The organism is Caenimonas terrae, from assembly GCF_042655405.1.
GTDB lineage: Bacteria > Pseudomonadota > Gammaproteobacteria > Burkholderiales > Burkholderiaceae_C > Ramlibacter > Ramlibacter terrae_A.
Genome location: NZ_JBHSMF010000010.1, coordinates 164,304 through 179,162, shown reverse-complemented (window position 1 = coordinate 179,162; position 14,859 = coordinate 164,304). Strand labels below are relative to the sequence as shown.

At 70.0% G+C, this 14,859-nt stretch carries 13 protein-coding genes; 5 read left to right on the top strand and 8 right to left on the bottom strand.

Features of this window, described 5'->3' with window-relative positions; genetic code table 11:
- Window positions 1-17: 17 nt before the first annotated feature.
- Complete coding sequence (locus ACFPOE_RS20075; protein ID WP_376852098.1) at window positions 18-743, bottom strand: acetyltransferase domain-containing protein; 726 nt, start codon at window positions 741-743, stop codon at window positions 18-20.
- A 100-nt stretch (window positions 744-843) separates the two neighbouring features.
- On the opposite strand from ACFPOE_RS20075, the gene ACFPOE_RS20070 reads away from it, so the two are divergent.
- From ACFPOE_RS20070 to ACFPOE_RS20060, 3 genes are read left to right on the top strand one after another with little or no spacing between them, the layout of a single operon-like run.
- Window positions 844-1,692 (top strand): metal-dependent hydrolase, encoded by an 849-nt coding sequence (locus ACFPOE_RS20070; protein WP_376852097.1) that lies wholly within the window; start codon window positions 844-846, stop codon window positions 1,690-1,692.
- Complete coding sequence (locus tag ACFPOE_RS20065; protein WP_376852096.1) at window positions 1,692-2,489, top strand: ABC transporter substrate-binding protein; 798 nt, start codon at window positions 1,692-1,694, stop codon at window positions 2,487-2,489. Before ACFPOE_RS20070 ends, ACFPOE_RS20065 begins: the two co-directional genes overlap by 1 nt.
- Window positions 2,486-2,938, top strand: coding sequence for a universal stress protein (locus ACFPOE_RS20060; protein ID WP_376852095.1), 453 nt, complete (start codon window positions 2,486-2,488; stop codon window positions 2,936-2,938). Before ACFPOE_RS20065 ends, ACFPOE_RS20060 begins: the two co-directional genes overlap by 4 nt.
- Here the strand turns inward: ACFPOE_RS20060 and ACFPOE_RS20055 are convergent.
- The 5 genes from ACFPOE_RS20055 to ACFPOE_RS20035 form a co-directional block, all read right to left on the bottom strand.
- Entirely contained in the window at window positions 2,901-3,719 is an 819-nt protein-coding gene (locus tag ACFPOE_RS20055; protein WP_376852094.1) for a DUF2189 domain-containing protein, read from the bottom strand. The genes ACFPOE_RS20060 and ACFPOE_RS20055 overlap by 38 nt on opposite strands.
- Window positions 3,716-3,919 (bottom strand): DUF3330 domain-containing protein, encoded by a 204-nt coding sequence (locus ACFPOE_RS20050; RefSeq protein ID WP_376852093.1) that lies wholly within the window; start codon window positions 3,917-3,919, stop codon window positions 3,716-3,718. The genes ACFPOE_RS20055 and ACFPOE_RS20050 overlap by 4 nt, the downstream gene beginning before the upstream one ends.
- Before the next feature lie 126 nt (window positions 3,920-4,045).
- Entirely contained in the window at window positions 4,046-4,414 is a 369-nt protein-coding gene (locus ACFPOE_RS20045) for a VOC family protein (RefSeq protein WP_376852092.1), read from the bottom strand.
- 113 nt (window positions 4,415-4,527) lie between these two features.
- On the bottom strand, window positions 4,528-8,517 hold the full coding sequence (purL, locus tag ACFPOE_RS20040) for a phosphoribosylformylglycinamidine synthase (protein ID WP_376852091.1): 3,990 nt from the start codon (window positions 8,515-8,517) through the stop codon (window positions 4,528-4,530).
- A gap of 90 nt (window positions 8,518-8,607) precedes the next feature.
- Window positions 8,608-9,855, bottom strand: coding sequence for a sensor histidine kinase (locus ACFPOE_RS20035; protein ID WP_376852090.1), 1,248 nt, complete (start codon window positions 9,853-9,855; stop codon window positions 8,608-8,610).
- Between the two features lie 117 nt (window positions 9,856-9,972).
- On the opposite strand from ACFPOE_RS20035, the gene map reads away from it, so the two are divergent.
- Entirely contained in the window at window positions 9,973-10,776 is an 804-nt protein-coding gene (gene map, locus ACFPOE_RS20030) for a type I methionyl aminopeptidase (protein ID WP_376852089.1), read from the top strand.
- Window positions 10,777-10,793: 17 nt separating this feature from the next.
- Window positions 10,794-13,388 (top strand): [protein-PII] uridylyltransferase, encoded by a 2,595-nt coding sequence (locus tag ACFPOE_RS20025; RefSeq protein ID WP_376852088.1) that lies wholly within the window; start codon window positions 10,794-10,796, stop codon window positions 13,386-13,388.
- Window positions 13,389-13,399: 11 nt separating this feature from the next.
- Here the strand turns inward: ACFPOE_RS20025 and ACFPOE_RS20020 are convergent, their stop codons facing one another.
- Together ACFPOE_RS20020 and def are read right to left on the bottom strand one after the other, a co-directional pair.
- The gene (locus ACFPOE_RS20020; RefSeq protein WP_376852087.1) at window positions 13,400-14,089 is read right to left on the bottom strand and encodes a class I SAM-dependent methyltransferase; all 690 of its coding nucleotides are present in this window, start codon (window positions 14,087-14,089) and stop codon (window positions 13,400-13,402) included.
- Between the two features lie 170 nt (window positions 14,090-14,259).
- The gene (gene def, locus ACFPOE_RS20015; RefSeq protein WP_376852086.1) at window positions 14,260-14,799 is read right to left on the bottom strand and encodes a peptide deformylase; all 540 of its coding nucleotides are present in this window, start codon (window positions 14,797-14,799) and stop codon (window positions 14,260-14,262) included.
- Window positions 14,800-14,859 lie beyond the last annotated feature (60 nt).

The window sequence follows — 14,859 nt, the reverse complement described above, 5'->3', positions numbered from 1 at the left end:
GAAGAGCATGAGCGCGGCTATCGCAGCGATAGCAAGATGCCGAAGAGCAGCGGCTGGTGCAGCATGTACCAGCTCAGGCTCCAGCGGCCCAGCCAGGCCAGCGGCGCCGCGACCCGCGGCAGCGGCCGCGCCAGCAGGCTGCGGTGGTGCTGCAGCAGCCATTGGCCTGCGGCCATGCCCCACCACATCACGCCCAGCCAGGGGATCAGCGGAACGTAGTCCTCGGTCTGGGGCTTGCGGCTGACCAGGCCCAGCCAGTTCCACGGCCTGTCGTTGAGGAAGTCGAGCGCGGGCCAGAGCGCATGCGCCTGCAGCGCCGCGAACTTCAGGCCGATCGCCAGCGCGCCGGCCAGCCACAGCCAGCGGCCCCAGCCGCCGGTGAAGCGCACGATCACCAGCATCAGGGCGATGCCGTGCAGCACGCCGAAGTAGATGAAGCTCTGGGGAAAGACGTACCACGATCCGATCGTGACCAGCAGCGCGCAGGCCGCCACCTGCGACCAGCGTTTCCAGAAGCGGCGCGCGTCCTGGCGCTGGTCCACCGCGATGGCCTGGCCCAGGCCGGCGCACAGCAGGAACAGGCTGACGATGGCGCTGCGCTGCCAGGTCCAGAACGGATCGCGGTAGAAGTCCTGCCGGATCCAGCCGAAATGGTCCAGGTCGAAGCAGAAGTGGAAGACCGTCATCCAGACGATGGCGATCCCGCGCAGGGCGTCGATGGAGTCGAAACGGCGTGACGGCATGCGGCCCGAGTTTAGCGATCGGTGTCTACGCCGATTGACGGCGCGACCCGGCGCGGCTTCAATCGGCCGCACACCCACCAATTCCCCGGAGCAACACCCCATGCGATTCCAGATTCCTTTCGGCGGCCGCCTGCTGCGCGCCCTGCTGGCCGTCGCCGCGCTCTGCACCGCCGCCGCGGCGTTCGCGCAGGGCGGCAAGACCGAGATCCTGTGGCTGGGACAGGCCACCACCCGCATCACCACGCCCGGGGGCAAGGTGATCGTCATCGATCCCTGGCTCACGTCCAATCCCAAGACGCCGGCCGCCTTCAAGAACCTGGCGGCGCTGGGCAAGGTGGACCTGATCCTGGTGACGCACGCCCACTTCGACCATTTCGCCGACGCTCCGGCGCTGGCGAAAATGAACAACGCTGCGGTGTGGGGACCGGCCGGACTGAACGACTCGATCGTCAAGCTGGGCATCCTGCCGGTGGAGCTGTCGCCGCGCTTCGGCAAGGGCGGCACCATCGCGCTGTTCGGCCCCGGCGGCGTGAAGATCACTGCCGTCCATGCGGAACATTCGTCCGAGCTGACCTGGAAGAACCCGGCCACCGGCAAGGACGAGATCCACGTCGGCGGCGAGCCGGTCGGCTTCATCCTGGAGATGGAGAACGGCTTCAAGATCTGGCACATGGGCGACACCGCCGTGTTCGGCGACATGCGCCTGATCGGCGACATGTACCGGCCCGACCTGGTGCTGATCCCGATCGGCGGGCACTTCGTGATGAATCCGCGCGACGCGGCGATGGCCGTGCGCGACCTGATCCGGCCCAAGTACGCCTTGCCGATCCACTACGGAACGACGCCGCAGCTGGCCGGCACGCCTGCCGAATTCAACGCCGCGCTCGGCACCGCGCCCGGCACGGCCCGCATGCTGGTGGTGGACCCGGGCCAGAAGGTCGAGTTCTGATGGCCTTGCAGCGCCGCGCCGCCCTGCTCGCCTGCGCCGCCCTGGTCGCCGGCTGCGCAGCGCCCGGCCCGGCGGCGCCGGTGACCGAACTGGCGCCCAGCGGGCGCCTGCGCGCGGCGATCAATTTCGGCAATCCCATCCTCGCCGCCCGCGGGCCCGACGGCCAGCCGCAGGGCGTCTCGGTGGACCTGGCGCGCGAGCTGGGCAAGCGGCTGGGCGTGCCGGTGGACCTGGTTACCTTCACTTCGGCCGGCAAGGTGGTCGAGGCGGTGAAGGACGCCAGGGTGGACATCGCCTTCGTGGCGATCGACCCGGTGCGCGGCGCCGACGTGCTGCAGACGCCGCCCTACGTGGTCATCGAAGGCGCCTACCTGGTGAAGAACGATTCGCCGATCCGCCGCAACGAAGAAGTGGACCGGCCGGGCAACCGCGTGGTGGTCGGCCTGGGCAGCGCCTACGACCTGTACCTGACGCGCGAACTCAAGGCCGCGACACTGGTGAAAGCGCCCACCTCGCCGGCGGTGACGGACGTGTTCCTGGCGCAGGGCATGGAAGTGGCGGCCGGCGTCAAGCAGCAGCTGCAGGCGGACGCCAGGCGTGTGCCGGGGGTGCGGCTGCTCGATGGCCGCTTCATGGTGATCCAGCAGGCGATGGGCCTGCCCAGGGGCCGCGAGAGCGGCGCGCGCTACGTCAGCGCCTTCGTCGAGGAGATGAAGGCCAGCGGCTTCGTGGCCGCCGCCTTGCAGCGGCATGGCATCCAGGGCGCGGTGGTCGCGCCGCCGGGGAACGCAAGATGAAGGTGCTTTTGCCCGTCGACGGCAGCGAACTGTCGCTGCACGAGGTGCGCTTCGCGCTCAAGCTGGTGCGCGAGGGGCTGCAGGCCAGCTTCCTGCTGGTGAACGTGCAGGAGCCGTCCAGCCTCTATGAAATCGTCACCTGGCCCGATCCCGAGGTGCGGGCCCAGGGCAGCCGCGCGGCCGGCGAGGACGCGCTGCAGCCGGCGGTGCAATTGCTGCGCGACGCCGGCGTCGAGTGCGAGACCGAGGTGGTGTCGGGCGATCCCGCCCACGCGGTGGTGGACCTGATCGAGGAGCACGGCTGCGAGCTGGTGATCATGGGCAGCAGCGGCGCCGGCGGCCTGCTGGGCGCGCTGCAGGGCTCGGTGGCGCAGTCGCTGCTGCACGATTCGCCGGTGCCGGTGCTGCTGGTCAAGCCGGCGGAGGAGCCGGCTGCGCCCGCGGGGTGAGCGGGGACCAGGCGAAGCTGCCGCGGTAGGCGTGCCAGCTGGCATGGCCCAGCCAGGGACCGACGACCAGCAGGCCCACCGCCCACGGCAGCAGCACCGCGGCCAGCACCAGGGCCACGATCAGCGCGCCCCACAACAGCATCGTCCCGGTGCGTTCGGCCACCAGCTGCAGGCTGGCGATGCCGGCCGTGACGGCGTCGGTGTCGCGGTCCAGGATCATCGGGATCGAGACCACGCAGGTGGAGAACACCAGGGCGGCGAACACGCCGCCGACCACCGCGTAGACGGCGACGAACTGCCAGTTCTGCGGATTGAAGACCGCCTGCAGCACGCTCGCCGTGCTGGGCATGCCGGTGGTGAAGAACACGGCGAACACCACCAGCGAGGCGCGGCCCCAGAGCAGCTCCAGCAGCAGCAGCACCAGCACCAGCATGCCCATGCTGCCCAGGCGCCGGTCCCAGCAGGTCAGCGAGGCGGCCAGGCTTTGCTCCAGCCCCTGTTCACGGCGCCGGCTGGATTCGTACAGGCCCATCGCCAGGAAGGGCCCCACCAGGAAGCAGCCCGAGACGAAGGACAGCGTGTACTCGGCCTTGTTGCGGAACACCGCGCCCAGCAGCAGCGCCATCAGCCAGAAGCAGCCGCCGTAGAACAGCGCGATGCCCGGCGCCGCGAGCAGGTCGCTCCAGCCGGCGCGCAGCCAGCGCCAGGGATCGGCCAGGCCCAGCGGCTGCAGCACGCGCGCGGCCTCGGGGCTCGCAACCGGCTGCTCGGCCAGTTTCATGCCGGGCGCGGTTGCACTGGCGCGGCGGCCGGCGCTCTCGCCTCGCCCCGGCCTTTCCACTTCTCGTAGCACTCCAGGCCGCAGAAATAGGTGAAGTAGTCGGTTGCCTCCGCGATCGCGGCCTCGGCGACCGGCACTTCCTTGAGGCAGACCTCGCAGGAGACGAGGTCGACTTCGATCGGCTTGTCCAGGGTGGCCATGATTTGCTCCCGTGCACCTGTCACCCTGGCTTTGTCGCCTGAATTCCTGTTCCGCGCATTGATCTGGCTCATGCCGGAACGACGTAGGGCTCGCACGGGCGCTGCCGGCGCGGCTCCCGGACCGGCTCAGCGCGGCGGCTGGTGGCAGACCGCCTCGACGTTGTGGCCGTCCGGCCCGATGACGAAGGCGCCGTAGTAATCCGGGTGGTATTGCGGGCGCAGGCCGGGCGGACCGTTGTCCTTGCCGCCGGCTTCCAGGGCGGCGCGGTAGAACGCGTCCACCTGCGGGCGGTCGGCGGCGCGGAAGGCCAGGTGCAGCGGCGCCGGCTTGTCGCTCGTCTGCGACAGCCACAGCGCCGGCTTGCCGGGCGGCCCGATGCCCACGCCGTATGGCCCCTCCATCACCACCCCGATGCCCAGCGGCTGCAGCGCCTTCAGAAAGAAGGCCTTGCTGGCGGCGTAGTCGCTGACGCCCAGGCCGATGTGGTCGAACATGGATCGCTCCTTTCCTGCGCCAGCCGGCAGGCTGCCGGCGCACGGCCGAATGCTACTGCGGCCGGCGCGGCTTGTCGTCCCCCGCAGCGTCCCGGACCGCGTCGATGGCGGTGCTAACCGACCCAGCGGCGCGCATTGCGCCACAGCTGCAGCCACGGGCTGGACGCGGCCGGATCGCCGTCGGTCCACGACATCTGCACGTTGCGGAACACCCGCTCGGCGTGCGGCATCATGGCGGTGAAGCGGCCGTCGGCGGTGGTGACGGCCGTCAGCCCGCCCGGGCTGCCGTTGGGGTTGAGCGGATAGCTTTCGGTGGCCTGCCCATGGTGGTCGGTGAAGCGCATCGCCGCCAGCACGCTGGGCCGGTCGCCGCGCTGGGCGAAGTTGGCGTAGCCCTCGCCATGGGCCACCGCGATCGGCAGCCGCATGCCGGCCATGCCCTGGAAGAACAGGCTGGGCGACTGCAGCACCTCCACCTGAGACAGCCGCGCCTCGTAGCGCTCGCTGCGGTTGGTGGTGAAGCGCGGCCAGGCCTGCGCGCCCGGAATGATGTCGGCCAGCTCGGCCAGCATCTGGCAGCCGTTGCACACGCCCAGCATGAAGCTGTCGTCGCGTGCGAAGAAGGCCTGGAACTGCTGCGCCAGCTGCGGATTGAACAGGATGCTGCGGGCCCAGCCGATGCCGGCGCCCAGCGTGTCGCCGTAGCTGAAGCCGCCGCAGGCCACCGCGCCCTGCATGTCCGACAGCCTGACGCGGCCGCTTTGCAGGTCGGTCATGTGGACGTCGATCGCCTCGAAGCCGGCCTCGGTGAAGGCATAGGCCATCTCCACCTGCGAGTTGACGCCCTGCTCGCGCAGGATGGCGACCTTGGGGCGGCTGAGGTTGAGTGACGGGGCTTCGACAGGCTCAGCCCGAACGGGCGTTGGCAGAAAGACGTGCAGGCCCGGATCGGCGGGGGCGCCGGCCGCGGCGTGCTCGGCATCCGCGCCGGCGGGGTTGTCGCGCAGCCGGCAGATCTTCCAGCTGACGCTGTCCCAGACCTGGTGCAGGTCCTGCAGCTTCGCGCTGAACACCGCCCTGGTGTCCCGCCACACCTGCACCTCGCCCTTGCCGGCGTCGATGGTGGACGACAGGGGACGGGTCTTGCCGACGAAGTGGCTGTGCTTGCTCAGGCCGTGCTGGCGCAGGGTCTGCATGACGGCGTTGCGCTCGGCGGTGCGCACCTGCAGCAGCACGCCCAGCTCCTCGTTGAACAGCGCCTTGAGCGTCAGTTCGTCACGGCGCGGCGCCACCTGGGCGGCCCAGTTCTTGGCGTCGCCGACATCGGCGCGGCTGTCGGAGATGCCGTCGCCCTCGGTCACCAGCAGGTCCACGTTCAGCGCCACGCCGACGTGGCCGGCAAAGGCCATCTCGCAGGCAGCGGCGAACAGCCCGCCGTCGCTGCGGTCGTGGTACGCGAGGATCTGGCCGGCGGCGCGCAGCTGGTTCACTGCATTGACCAGCTTCACCAGGTCCTGCGGGTCGTCCAGGTCCGGCACGCTGTCGCCGACCTGGTCCAGCACCTGGGCCAGGATGCTGCCGCCCATCCGGTTGCGGCCCTTGCCGAGGTCGAGGAGGACCAGCGTGGTGTCGTCCTCCTTCGCATCGAGCTGCGGCGTCAGCGTGCCGCGCACGTCGGCCAGCGTGGCGAAGGCGCTGACGATCAGGCTGACCGGCGAGGTCACCTTCTTCTTCTGCCCGGCCTCCTCCCACTGGGTGCGCATCGACAGGCTGTCCTTGCCCACGGGAATCGAGATGCCAAGCGCCGGGCACAGCTCCATGCCGACCGCCCGCACGGTTTCATACAGCGCCGCGTCCTCGCCCGGTTCGCCGCAGGCGGCCATCCAGTTGGCCGACAGCTTGACCCGCGCCAGCTCGATCGGCGCGGCCAGCAGGTTGGTGATCGCCTCCGCCACCGCCATCCGGCCGGACGCCGGCGCGTCGACCGCGGCCAGCGGCGTGCGCTCGCCCATGCTCATCGCCTCGCCGGCGAAGCCGCGGTAATCGGCCAGCGTCACGGCGCAATCGGCCACCGGCACCTGCCAGGGGCCGACCATCTGGTCGCGGTGCGTCAGGCCGCCCACCGTGCGGTCGCCGATCGTGATGAGGAAGCGCTTGGAGGCGACGGTCGGGTGGGCCAGCACCCGGATCGCCGCGTCCTGCAGCGCCACGCCGGTCAGGTTCACCGGCTGGAACGCGCGCCGGACGGTCGCCACGTCGCGGTGCATCTTCGGCGGCTTGCCCAGCAGCACGTCCATCGGCATGTCCACCGGAGCGGCTGCGGCGTCGGCCAGCACCAGCTGGCGCTCCTGCGTCGCCACGCCGACCACCGAGAACGGGCAGCGCTCGCGCTCGCACAGGGCCTGGAACTGCGGCAGCGACTGCGGGGCGATTGCCAGCACGTAGCGCTCCTGGCTCTCGTTGCACCAGATCTCCTTGGGCGCCATGCCCGACTCCAGCACCGGCACCTGGCGCAGCTCGAAGCGGGCGCCGCGGCCGGCGTCGTTGGTCAGTTCCGGGAAGGCGTTGGACAGGCCGCCGGCGCCGACGTCGTGGATCGCCAGGATCGGGTTGGCATCGCCTTGCGCGACGCAGCGGTTGATCACCTCCTGGGCGCGGCGCTCGATCTCCGGGTTGCCGCGCTGCACCGAATCGAAATCCAGCTGCGCCGCGTTGGTGCCGGTGGCCATCGAGCTGGCGGCGCTGCCGCCCATGCCGATGCGCATGCCCGGGCCGCCCAGCTGCACCAGCAGGCTGCCGGCCGGAAACGCGATCTTGGCGGTCTGGCCGGCGTCGATGCTGCCCAGCCCGCCGGCGATCATGATCGGCTTGTGGTAGCCGCGCGGCACGCTGTCCACGTCGGAAGCGGCCTGCTGCTCGTACTCGCGGAAATAGCCCAGCAGGTTGGGCCGGCCGAACTCGTTGTTGAAGGCGGCGCCGCCCAGCGGTCCCTCCACCATGATCTGCAGCGGGCTGGCGATGTGGTCCGGCTTGCCGCCGGCCTGGTCGGACCAGCCGCCCCACAGCTTCGACACGGTGAAGCCGGTCAGGCCGGCCTTGGGCCTGGAGCCTCTTCCGGTCGCGCCCTCGTCGCGGATCTCGCCGCCGGCGCCGGTCGACGCACCGGGGAACGGCGAGATCGCCGTCGGGTGGTTGTGCGTTTCCACCTTCATCAGCACGTGGTGCAGCGCGTCGCCCTTGGCGTAGCTGCCCGAGGTCGTTGGACTGAAGCGCTCCAGCTGGTGGCCTTCCATCACCGACGCGTTGTCCGAATAGGCCACGATGGTGTGCTGCGGTGCCAGCCGGTGGGTGTTGCGGATCATGCCGAACATGCTCTTGTCCTGCGGCACGCCGTCGATGGTGAAGGCGGCGTTGAAGATCTTGTGCCGGCAGTGCTCGCTGTTGGCCTGCGCGAACATCATCAGCTCGACGTCGGTCGGGTCGCGGCCCAGCTCGCGGAAGGCCTGCAGCAGGTAGTCGATCTCGTCGTCGGCCAGCGCCAGGCCGAAGCGGGCGTTGGCCTGCTCCAGCGCCGCCCGGCCGCCGGCCAGCAGCGGCACCTGCTCCATCGGCACCGGCGGCAGTTCGGCGAACAGGCCGCGGGCCTGCTCGCGCGAGAACAGCACGCTCTCGGTCATGCGGTCGTGCAGCAGCGCCGCGGCCGCCTGCAGTTGCGCCGCGTCCAGCCCGCCCCGCGACAGCAGGCCCGATTTGAGCGCCAGCCGGTATTCGGTGGCGCGCTCGATCCGCTTGAGCGCGATGCCGCAGTTGTGGGCGATGTCGGTGGCCTTGGAGGCCCAGGGCGAGATGGTGCCCAGGCGCGGCGTCACGACGATCAGCGCGCCGTCCGCCGGCCCGGCGGCCGGCTCGCCGTACGTCAGCAGCGCTGCCAGCCGCGCCCGGTCGGCCTCGGTCGGTGGGGCGTCGGTGGCGACCAGGTGCACGAAGCGGGCCGCCAAGCCGGTGATCCGGTCGCTGATCGCGGCCAGCCGGGGAAGCAGTTGCTGGACGCGGAACTCGCCGAGGGCATTGCCGCCCTCGAACTCGGTGATGTGCAGGGTCACTGTTTGGCCTGGTGGGTCTGGGATCGGGCCGGCACGCCGCTGACTGGGGCGCGCCGTTGAACGACCCATTTTAACGGGCGCGCCCGCCGGCTACTGGCAGGGCAGGACGACGGTCAGCGCGGTGCCCAGCCCCGGCTGGCTGGCGATCTCGACGCGGCCGCCGTGCTCCTCCACGAGGGTGCGGACGATGAACAGGCCCAGACCGGCGCCGTCGCCGCGCACCATGCCCTCGGCGCCCTGCCAGCCGCTGTCGAAGGCGCGCTCCAGCTCGGTCGCCGTCATGCCGCGGCCCTGGTCGGTGACGGTCAGCAGCAGTTCCGCGCCCATCCGGGTGGCGCCCACCAGCACCGCGGTGCCGGACGGCGAGTACTTGATGGCGTTGCCGATGACATTGCCCAGCACCCGCAGCATGCGGGCGTAGTCGATGCTGATCGACGCCTCATCGAGCGCCGACAGCTGCAGCTCGATGCCGGCGCGCTCGGCGATGGGCGCCATCATCGCCACCGCGTCGCGGGCCAGCTCGCTGGCGCCGACCGCGCGGGACCGGCCGGCCGACGGCGCCAGCAGCGCGCTGGACGACAGCAGGCCCTCGGCCATGGATTTCATCGAGTCGATCGCCTTGACCATCCGGCCGATCACCGGCCGCTGCTCCTGCGGCATCTGCCGCTGCAGCAGCGTCGCGCTCAGTTGCAGGATCTGCAGCGGCGTGCGCAGGTCGTGTGCCACCACGGCGACCACCTCCTCGCGCGAGCGGGCCAGCGCGCGGGCATCTTCCGAGTCGGCCCGGGCTTCGGCCAGGGCCGCGCGCAGCCCCAGTTCGCGGCCGGCCGAGATGGCCAGCTGGCGCAGGGTTTCCAGCTCCTCGTCCGACCAGCGCCGCGGCTCCATGTCGATCACGCAGAAGCTGCCCACGGTTTCGCCGCCCACCCGCAGCGGCACGCCCACATAGGCGCGCACGCCCAGCGTCTGGACCGTGGGCACGGCGCGCCAGACCGGGTCGGCGTGGGTGTCGTCGATCACCAGCACCTGGTCGGCGGCCAGCGTGTAGTGGCAGAAGGTGCGCCCCGGCAGCGCCCGCGCCTGCGCCAGCGGCTCCGGGAAGCCGACCTGGCTCTTGTAGAAATCGCGGTCGGCGCCCACCACCGAGATGAAGCTGGCCGGCACCTTCAGCAGCCGGGCGGCCAGCTTGGTGAGGCTGTCGAAGCTTTCCTCCGGTTCGCTGCCGTCCAGGCCGGTGCTCGCGACTGCGGCCAGCCGGGCCGGCGAGCTGACCCACTGGTCCACGGCGTTGGGGTCGGTGGGGGCTGCGCGGAGCAGCCAGGCGGGTGGAGCGTTCAAGGGATTCGGCAAGGAGGTTGCCGCGATTATCTCCGGTCCGGCCGGCGCCAGCGGCCCGGGCAGGGACTTGCCGTCCTGCCCCCGTGCGCGGCGCCGCCCTCTGGGATAATTGGGGCCATGAGCATTACCTACAAAGACGAGGCAGGCATCCAGGGCATGAAGACGGCCTGCCGGCTGGCGGCCGAGGTGCTGGATTACCTGACGCCGCACATCCAGCCCGGCATCACCACCCGGGAGATCGACCGGCTGGCATCGGAGTGCATGCAGACCCAGGGCTCGATTTCCGCCACGCTGGGCTACCAGCCCTCGGGCTATCCGCCCTATCCCGCCTCGCTGTGCACCTCGGTCAACCACGTGGTGTGCCACGGCATCCCCAACGACAAGCCGCTCAAGAAGGGCGACATCGTCAACGTCGACGTCACCGTGATCAAGGACGGCTGGTATGGCGACACCAGCCGCATGTTCATGGTCGGCGAGGTCTCGATCGCCGCCAAGCGGCTGGTGGCGCTGACCTACGACGCCATGTGGCACGGCATCAGCAGGGTCAAGCCCGGCATCCACCTGGGCGACATCGGCTGGGCGATCCAGCAGTTCGCCGAGAAGAACGGCTTTTCGGTAGTGCGCGAGTTCTGCGGCCACGGCATCGGCCGCAACTTCCACGAGGAGCCGCAGGTGCTGCATTACGGCAAGCCCGGCACCCTGGACGAGCTCAAGCCGGGCATGACCTTCACCATCGAGCCGATGATCAACGCCGGCCGCCGCGACGTGAAGGAGTTCGGCAACGACGGCTGGACCATCGTCACCAAGGACCATTCGCTGTCGGCGCAGTGGGAACACACCGTGCTGGTCACCGAGACCGGCTACGAGGTGCTGACCCTGTCGGCCGGCAGCCCGCCGCCGCCGCCCTTCGTCAACGCCTGATCCGTCCGCCCCGCGCCATGGCCGACATCCAGGACTTGCGCGACAGCTACCGCAGCAGCAAGGCGCAGCTGCTGGCGTCGATGCAGGCCAAGGGCACCTCGGTGCGCGGGATCCGCAAGCTGCTGCAGGCGCTGGCCCGCAACGCCGACGACACGCTGCGCCTGTTGTGGACCCACGCCGGGATGCCGGCGCAGTTCGCCCTGATCGCGGTGGGCGGCTACGGCCGCGGCGAGCTCTTTCCCTTTTCCGACATCGACGTCGTGGTGCTGATGCCCGACGGCACCTCGATCGACCAGCAACCCGACCTCAAGCGCAAGGTGGAGGACTTCATCGGCCAGTGCTGGGACATCGGCCTGGAGATCGGCTCCAGCGTGCGCACCGTGTCCGAATGCGCGACGCAGGCCGCGCAGGACGTCACCGTGCAGACCTCGCTGCTGGAATCGCGGCTGGTCACCGGCGCGCGCAAGCTGCACGCGGCGTTCCAGCAGCGCTTCGACGCCGCCATGGACCCGCGCGCCTTCTACGTGGCCAAGACGCTGGAGATGCGCCAGCGCCACAACAAGTTCGAGAACACACCCTACTCGCTGGAGCCGAACTGCAAGGAATCGCCGGGCGGCCTGCGCGACCTGCAGGTGATCCTGTGGGTGGCCAAGGCGGCCGGCTTCGGCAGCAGCTGGGACGACCTGGCGCGCTCGGGGCTGGCGACTCCCTTCGAGGTGCGCCAGATCAAGCGCAACGAGGCGCTCCTGAGCCTGATCCGGGCCCGGCTGCACCTGGTGGCGCAGCGGCGCGAGGACCGGCTGGTGTTCGACCTGCAGACGGCGGTGGCGGAATCCTTCGGCTTCACGGCGCGCATCGACGCCAAGACCGGACGCGTGATGTCGCGCTCCAGCGAGTCGCTGATGAAGCGCTATTACTGGGCAGCCAAGGCCGTCACCCAGCTCAACCAGATCCTGCTGCTGAACATCGCCGAGCGGCTGGATCCCAACACGCCGCCGCCCGAGCCGATCAACGAGCGCTTCCTGAACAAGGCCGGCATGGTGGAGGTGGCCAGCGACGACCTGTACCTGAAGAACCCGCACGCGATCCTGGAGACCTTCCTGATCTACCAGACCACCGTCGGCGTCAAGGGCCTGTCGGCGCGCACGCTGCGGGCGCTGTACAACGCCCGCACGGTGATGGACGCGGACTTCCGCAACGACCCGGTCAACCACGCCACCTTCAAGCAGATGCTGCTGCAGCCCGAAGGCATCACCCACGCGCTGCGCCTGATGAACCAGACTTCGGTGCTGGGGCGCTACCTGTGGGCGTTCCGCCGGATCGTCGGCCAGATGCAGCACGACCTGTTCCATGTCTACACGGTGGACCAGCACATCCTGATGGTGGTGCGCAACGTGCGGCGCTTCTTCATCCCCGAGCATGCCCACGAATACCCGTTCTGCTCGCAGCTGGCGGCCGGCTGGGACAAGCCCTGGATCCTGTACGTGGCGGCCCTGTTCCACGACATCGCCAAGGGCCGCGGCGGCGACCATTCGGAGCTGGGGGCGCGCGACGTCCACCTGTTCTGCAAGCAGCATGAGGTGGATGTGGAGGACTGCAAGCTGATCACCTTCCTGGTGCGCGAGCACCTGGCGATGAGCCGGATCGCGCAGAAGGAAGACCTGAGCAATCCGGACGTGATCTCCGCCTTCGCCGCGCGAGTCGGCAACGAACGCTACCTCACGGCGCTGTACCTGCTGACGGTGGCCGACATCCGCGGCACCAGCCCCAAGGTCTGGAACAACTGGAAGGGCAAGCTGCTGGAGGACCTGTACCGCGCCACGCTGCGGGTGCTGGGCGGCCGGGCGCCGGACGCGGCGGCCGAGATCGAGGCCCGCAAGCGCGAGGCGCTGGTGCAGCTGGCGCTGGCGGCGCTGCCCTTCGAGGTCCACAAGAAGCTGTGGGACCGGCTGGACGTGGGCTACTTCATGCGCCACGACGCCGGCGAGATCGCCTGGCACACCCGCCACATCTCGCGCTATGTCGGCCAGGGCAAGACCATCGTCCGGGCCCGGCTGTCGCCGGTGGGCGAAGGCCTGCAGGTGCTGGTCTACACGCCGGACCAGCCCGATCTGTTCGCGCGCATCTGCGGCTATTTCGACGGCGCCGGCTTCAGCATCCTGGACGCCAAGGTCCACACCACCAGCAGCGACTACGCGCTGGACACCTTCCAGGTGGTCAGCTCGATGCTGCCGGAGCACAACCGCGAGCTGATCAACATGGTGGAGTCGGACCTGACCCGCACGCTGGAGAAAGCCGGCCCGTTGCCGCCGCCCAGCCGCGGCCGCGTGTCGCGCCGGGTCAAGAGCTTCCCGGTGGCGCCGCGGGTGGACCTGCGACCCGACGAAAAGGCCCAGCGCTGGCTGCTGAGCATCTCCGCCAGCGACCGCGCGGGACTGCTGTATTCGGTGGCGCGGGTGCTGGCGCGCCACAAGATCAACCTGCAGCTGGCCAAGGTTTCAACGCTGGGCGAGCGGGTCGAAGACACCTTCCTGATCGACGGCCCGGAACTGCAGCACAACAAGCAGCAGATCGAGATCGAGACCGAGCTGCTCGAGGCGCTTGCTTCCTGAATGCGCACCGCTCAACGCAGGTAGCGGTGCAGCCGTCCGCGGTAGGGAACGCCGTCGGGCAGGCAGGCAATCAGCGTGGAGCGGTGGGAGTAGCCCAGCTGGCCCATGCGGGTGCTGAAGCGGCCCTGGTTGCCGCGGTTGGGATCGACGATCAGCACCTCCACGCCGGGTCCCGAATGCAGGGCGATGAACTGCGACAGCGCCTCGGGCTGCTCGCGGTCGTACAGCACGTCGCTGCCGATGATCACGTCGAACAGGCCCAGCAGCGGATTGGGACGGCTCCAGTGGGCGGCGCTGAATTTCATCACCGGCAGGCCGTTGAGCTCGAGGTTCTCGGACAGGAACAGCGGGGCCAGCGGGTGGCAGTCGGTGGCGGTGACGTCGCCGCCGCGCCGGTGCACCACCATGCTGGCCAGCCCCAGGCCGCAACCCAATTCCAGCACGCGCTTGCCGGCGATCGCGTAGGTGGACATCACGCCGGCAAGGACCTGGCCCGAGGGCCACAGCAGCCCGAACAGCGGCCAGGAGGCCGGCGCGATGCCGGCGCGCTCGGCGTCGCCATCGGGGTCGTGGTACTGGACGCGGTCCAGCAGCGAGCGCAGCTGGATGTCGGCACCGCTGCCGGTGACGGTTTCGAGCTTGACGTGGTAGCCGCTGGGCAGGGGCGCAGGTTCCGCGCGCGCTGCGGGCTGGGAGGACATGGCCCATTAGGCCCGAATTGCCGCCCGGGCGCTTTGTGTGGGCACGGCGGATGGCCTCGGTTGTTCTCGAGACGCTGCCACGCAAAAATGCGGCGGCGCGCCGGCATGTTTCTGCAATCGTGGTCACGCCTTTTTTCGCCAATGGGGCGGCGGCGCGGGGGATCCCGCCTTCAGTCGTCGGCGGTCGCGTCCAGGCCCGGAAACAGCACCTCGGTGAAGCCGAACTTCGTGAAATCTCGCACGCGCATCGGATAAAGCTTGCCGACCAGATGGTCGCATTCGTGCTGCACCACCCGGGCGTGGAAGCCCTCCACGGTGCGGTCGATCGGGTCGCCGTACTGGTCGAAGCCCTGGTAGCGCACCTTGGCCCAGCGCGGCACCACGGCGCGCAGGCCGGGCACCGACAGGCAGCCCTCCCAGTCGCTCTCCTCGGCCTCGCCGATCGGCGTGACCACCGGATTGAGCAGCACGGTGCGCGGCACCGGCGGCGCATCGGGATAGCGCGGGTTGGGCGCGTCGGTGCCGAAGATCACCAGCTGCAGGTCGATGCCGATCTGCGGCGCCGCCAGGCCGGCGCCGTTGACCGCGCGCATGGTCTCGAACATGTCGGACACCAGCAGGTGCACCTCGTCGCTGTCGAACTGCGCCACCGGCTTGGCGACGCGCAGCAGGCGCTCGTCGCCCATCTTGAGAATTTCACGGATTGTCATGGGCACAAGCATAGCCGCGTCTGTCATGCCGGGCTCGACCCGGGATGACAGTGACCCCAG

Coding starts and splice junctions, on each gene's coding strand:
- ACFPOE_RS20075 (WP_376852098.1), bottom strand. CDS start 743: ATGCCGTCACGCCGTTTCGACTCCATCGACGCCCTGCGCGGGATCGCC.
- ACFPOE_RS20070 (WP_376852097.1), top strand. CDS start 844: ATGCGATTCCAGATTCCTTTCGGCGGCCGCCTGCTGCGCGCCCTGCTG.
- ACFPOE_RS20065 (WP_376852096.1), top strand. CDS start 1,692: ATGGCCTTGCAGCGCCGCGCCGCCCTGCTCGCCTGCGCCGCCCTGGTC.
- ACFPOE_RS20060 (WP_376852095.1), top strand. CDS start 2,486: ATGAAGGTGCTTTTGCCCGTCGACGGCAGCGAACTGTCGCTGCACGAG.
- ACFPOE_RS20055 (WP_376852094.1), bottom strand. CDS start 3,719: ATGAAACTGGCCGAGCAGCCGGTTGCGAGCCCCGAGGCCGCGCGCGTG.
- ACFPOE_RS20050 (WP_376852093.1), bottom strand. CDS start 3,919: ATGGCCACCCTGGACAAGCCGATCGAAGTCGACCTCGTCTCCTGCGAG.
- ACFPOE_RS20045 (WP_376852092.1), bottom strand. CDS start 4,414: ATGTTCGACCACATCGGCCTGGGCGTCAGCGACTACGCCGCCAGCAAG.
- map (WP_376852089.1), top strand. CDS start 9,973: ATGAGCATTACCTACAAAGACGAGGCAGGCATCCAGGGCATGAAGACG.
- ACFPOE_RS20025 (WP_376852088.1), top strand. CDS start 10,794: ATGGCCGACATCCAGGACTTGCGCGACAGCTACCGCAGCAGCAAGGCG.
- ACFPOE_RS20020 (WP_376852087.1), bottom strand. CDS start 14,089: ATGTCCTCCCAGCCCGCAGCGCGCGCGGAACCTGCGCCCCTGCCCAGC.
- def (WP_376852086.1), bottom strand. CDS start 14,799: ATGACAATCCGTGAAATTCTCAAGATGGGCGACGAGCGCCTGCTGCGC.